Below are 3,911 nucleotides of genomic sequence, written 5' to 3'. Positions count from 1 at the left end.
GTCGAATACCACTCGCATGGGCCAGAGCCGGAAAAGTCGATCGAGGCAATTCATTCGCTGCTCTGCGCTGTGGCCGAGCAGCATTTGAGTGTCAGCTAGCCGGCCCGAAGGCGTAACGGTGGTACTGGAACGTTCGGCGCAGCGGCGGGAAAGCGCGGACCAACTGCCTCATCAGCCGGAAGACGCCCGACGCCCGGCCGAATGTGTTGGCGTCGAAGAATGTCACGGCGGACAGCAATCGAATTCCGGATACTCGGGTGGTGACGTCGGCCGGACGGTTGACGGCCCAGTGCAGGGTCGAACCGGATTGGCGCTGCAACCGGTGCGTTTTCTGCGACCGGACTATCACCCAGTTGTAGAAGTCGATCTGCAGTTCGCCCGATCCGAACCGGTCGACGACGTGTTGCAGCAAGGCGACGCCATCGTCCTCTGTCAGGTACATGCTGATGCCCTCGGCCAACAGCAATGTCGGGCGGCCAGCCGGGATTTGGTCGAGCCAGGACGGATCGGTTGCCGCAGTGGCCACCAGGTTGTAGCGCGGTCGGCTCGGAAAGACTTTCTCGCGCAGCGAGATTACCGCCGGGTAGTCGACGTCGTACCATTCCACGCCGGGCCCCGGATCCAGCCGGAAAACCCGGCTGTCCAAACCGCAGCCCAAGTGGATCACGGTCGCTTGCGGATGAGCGGCCAGGAACTGGGCGGCCCAGATGTCGAACTGGGCGGTTCGCACCGTCACCAGCGGCGTCCAGCGGTCGGTGACCTTGAGTTCGCCCCAGTCGTAGTCGATTCGGGCCACAGCATCTTTGGCGAACCCGTCGCCCAAGATCGGTTGATCCCAATCGGCATCCAATGCCTTGCAGTACAGCGTGGTCAGCATAGTCTGCGCTGGACCGCTGAGGTCGACGGAAACTTTGTCGGTCACCACGCAAAGACTACTGTGCGAGATTTGACGATGGAGGTGGCATGACGGATACGACCGGTGCCGGGGGCGGCGAACGGCCACCGCGGGTTTTGCTGCTCTATTACTCCTACACGGGGCAGTCGCAAAAGGTGCTCGAAGCGGCGGGGGAGGTGTTGCGTGCCCGTGGGTGCGAGGTGCACAAGGCCGCGATCGAATTCACCGACCCGCGTTACGCGGAGAAATTCTCTCGTTTCCCGATGCGGCGGGTGTGGCCCGACATGATGAGCGTGCTGGGGGCGCAGAAACGCGGTGAGACAGGTGAGATCAAAATTCCCGACGAGGCGCGGAACGGCGACTACGACCTGATCTGCATCGGCTCGCCGACCTGGTGGCAGACCGTCAGCATGCCGATGCGCTCCTTCCTCAAATCGGATGAGGCGCGAAAGTTGTTGTCCGGTAAGCCGTTCGCCGTTTTCGTGGTGTGCCGCCAATACTGGCGGGAAAATCTCGAAGCGGTACGTGAGCTCGCTGGGCAGCAGGGCGGCCGGTACGTCGACGAAATTCATTTCACCTATCCGGGCGACTCGCTTCGCTCCATGCTGTCGCTGACCAGCTACCTGGGTTCAGGTGAGTACCGCCAGAAATACCTGGGTCTTCGCATCCCGCCGACCAATGTGCAACCCGAGCAGTTGGAACAGACGCGGACTTTCGCGGCCCGCCTGGCGGACGGGTTGTTCGCTAAGTGATAAGGAGTTCGGTTTACTATGCCGCGTTCGTTCGATGTGTCGGCCGAGTCGCCAGCAACTGTCGAACAGGTTCATTCGGCGTTTAGCGACGAGGACTATTGGCTGGCCCGGCTTGCGACCCTTAACGGCAGCACCGCGCTGGAATCTTTAAACGTCGATGATGACCAGAGCGTGCGGGTGGTCACCACCCAGGACCTGGGCCGCGACCTGTTGCCTGGGATCGTGTCCAAGTTCTATCGCCGCGACCTGAAAGTGCGGCACACCGAGACGTGGCGACCGGTCGACGGTCAACTCCGCGGGGAGATTAGTGTCGCGGTGTTCGGTGCGCCGGGATCCGGTTCCGGTACCGCAGTAGTGGCACCGACGAAGGCCGGCTCGCGCATGACGTTTGAGGGCAGTGTGGAATTCAAAGTCCCGTTGGTCGGCGGCACGATCGAAAGTTTCATCGCGCGCGAATTCGCCCGTGGAATTCCGGACATTCCACACTTTCTCGCTAAATGGGTCACCGAGCAGGCGTGAGGCCCGTTCGGAAAACTTTGAGGTAGGAAACGACACATGACTGACGAGCCGAATTCCGCCTCTCCCTATTCCGATGCCTTCCGGTTCGCGCCAACCACGGCTGAGGCGCTCGCAGGCCTCAACATGCCCCTGCTCGACGCGATGATGACTCAGCGCGCGGTGCGACGTGTTCATCCCGACCCGGTTGACGACGCAGTGGTGTTGAAGTGCATCGAACTGGCGCTGCGCGCGCCGACCGGTGCCAACGGGCAGAACTGGGAGTTCATCGTCGTCAAGGACCGCTGCGTGATGGAGAAGCTCGCCCGCCGCTACCGCGACGGCTGGAAGTACTCCTACGGCGGGATGCTCAAAGGTGCCGGCGACCGCGACGAGTCGATAGCGAAGGTCATCCGCGCGGCCCAATGGCAGGTCGACCACTTCACCGAGGTCCCAGTCTTGGTGGTCGCCTGCCTGCGACTCACCGTTCGCGAAGGGCGCGTGCCGTTTTCGGTCATGCCTCATGCCGCCGTGTCGGGATATTGGGGGTCGATCTATCCGAGCGTGCAGAACTTGTTGCTCGCCGCTCGCGCCATGGGCCTGGGTGCGTCGCTGATCACCTTGCCGCTGTGGCGGCCAGCGCGGGCACGCAAAATTCTTCGTCTACCACGCTCGGTCACGCCGTGCTGCGTGGTGGCCCTCGGCTGGCCCCGGGGGCGTTATGGGCCGACGACGCGCAAACCGGTCGAGCAGGTGGCGCATCTCGACACCTATGGCAACCGGGTCTGGCTAAAGGCCTGATCGGCCAACGCTTTTCATAGGCGCGCCTGCCACATATGACGTTGGCCAGAGAAATATGAGTTTGCCAAGAGATCGCCCCTTCGATGATGCCGGCTGAAACTTTCTGCGATTAGCTTCAGGTGCCATTCAGCTAAGTCGACCAAGGGGGAGCGGTAGTGCACGTCGCGGGGCGCCCGTATGTCATGGCAGGTGCGGTGTTAGCGGTGGCGAGCCTCGTCGCCGTCACCCCGCTGGCCTCGGAGGCGGCACAGCTTCCTATCCGCAACATCGAGATGCGTCTGGTCGACGCCGGCGACTCTATCTTCAACATTCCCTTCAACCTGTTTCAGGAGATCGTCAACATCCCCAGCAGCGAGGTCGACGCGGTGACCTACGCCGCGCAATCGTTGTTCAACAGCGGTCCGTGGTTCGTGGTGAGTAACACGAATTTATGGGGTGTGGACCCTGGGGACCCAAGCCACTACATGTCGGTGGTGAACTTCCTCGTTCCGTTCGACGGACTCAGCGGAATCAATGCACCCGAAACCGACTTCGACGGGGGCCTTGGTCAGCAGTTGTGGGGGTTGGTCGCCGCCACGCTACCTACGAGTTCCGGCTGTGATGCGATGGACTGTTTGCCGGTGTCGCCCACCAGCCCGATCACCGGCATCAGCGGTGTCGACTGGACTCTGTGGTTGTCGCAGATCCTCACTGGCCAGCAGGAGTTTCCGCTGTTCGACAACTGGTTCAAAGTATCGTTGGATCAGCTGCTTGCTGGGTACACCTTCGATCCGGCGGCAGACGGCAGCACCGACCCGAGTGGACCGGCCTACCCAATTTTTGACAATATCCCGGGTACCGGTCCCGGCGACGCGATGCCATGGTCGGGTTTGACGTACACGCTGCAGCCGTGGGTGCCGATCGAGAACTGGATAAATGACTTGCAGGCCCCGGTCGGCGAGGACTACTTCAATGGTTTCGAGATTCCG

The 3,911-nt window shown here is 61.9% G+C and carries 4 protein-coding genes and 1 pseudogene; 4 read left to right on the top strand and 1 reads right to left on the bottom strand.

All coding sequences use genetic code 11. The features are described 5' to 3' along the window. Positions 1-91: 91 nt before the first annotated feature. Positions 92-922 (bottom strand): class I SAM-dependent methyltransferase, encoded by an 831-nt coding sequence (locus WB785_RS15980; protein ID WP_424080295.1) that lies wholly within the window; start codon positions 920-922, stop codon positions 92-94. Positions 923-963: 41 nt separating this feature from the next. Here WB785_RS15980 and WB785_RS15975 point away from each other — a divergent pair, with 41 nt between their 5' ends. The 4 genes and pseudogenes from WB785_RS15975 to WB785_RS15960 form a co-directional block, all read left to right on the top strand. Continuing rightward, positions 964-1,647: a flavodoxin family protein gene (locus WB785_RS15975; protein ID WP_424080294.1), complete on the top strand. Its 684-nt coding sequence runs from the start codon at positions 964-966 to the stop codon at positions 1,645-1,647. An 18-nt stretch (positions 1,648-1,665) separates the two neighbouring features. Further along, positions 1,666-2,166, top strand: coding sequence for a DUF2505 domain-containing protein (locus WB785_RS15970; protein WP_424080293.1), 501 nt, complete (start codon positions 1,666-1,668; stop codon positions 2,164-2,166). 36 nt (positions 2,167-2,202) lie between these two features. Then, a complete protein-coding gene (locus WB785_RS15965; RefSeq protein ID WP_424080292.1) occupies positions 2,203-2,943 on the top strand; it encodes a nitroreductase family protein in 741 nt (246 codons plus the stop codon). 155 nt (positions 2,944-3,098) lie between these two features. Beyond that, a pseudogene (locus WB785_RS15960) lies at positions 3,099-3,911 on the top strand (hypothetical protein); the annotation flags it as partial.

The organism is Mycobacterium sp., from assembly GCF_049585075.1.
Taxonomy (GTDB): Bacteria; Actinomycetota; Actinomycetes; order Mycobacteriales; family Mycobacteriaceae; genus Mycobacterium.
The sequence above is the reverse complement of the archived record's forward strand: the minus strand, read 5'-3'. Positions and strand labels throughout refer to the sequence as shown.

What these genes read in the sequence shown, in the direction of transcription:
- WB785_RS15975 (WP_424080294.1), top strand. Translation starts at nt 964, where the DNA reads ATGACGGATACGACCGGTGCCGGGGGCGGCGAACGGCCACCGCGGGTT.
- WB785_RS15970 (WP_424080293.1), top strand. Translation starts at nt 1,666, where the DNA reads ATGCCGCGTTCGTTCGATGTGTCGGCCGAGTCGCCAGCAACTGTCGAA.
- WB785_RS15965 (WP_424080292.1), top strand. Translation starts at nt 2,203, where the DNA reads ATGACTGACGAGCCGAATTCCGCCTCTCCCTATTCCGATGCCTTCCGG.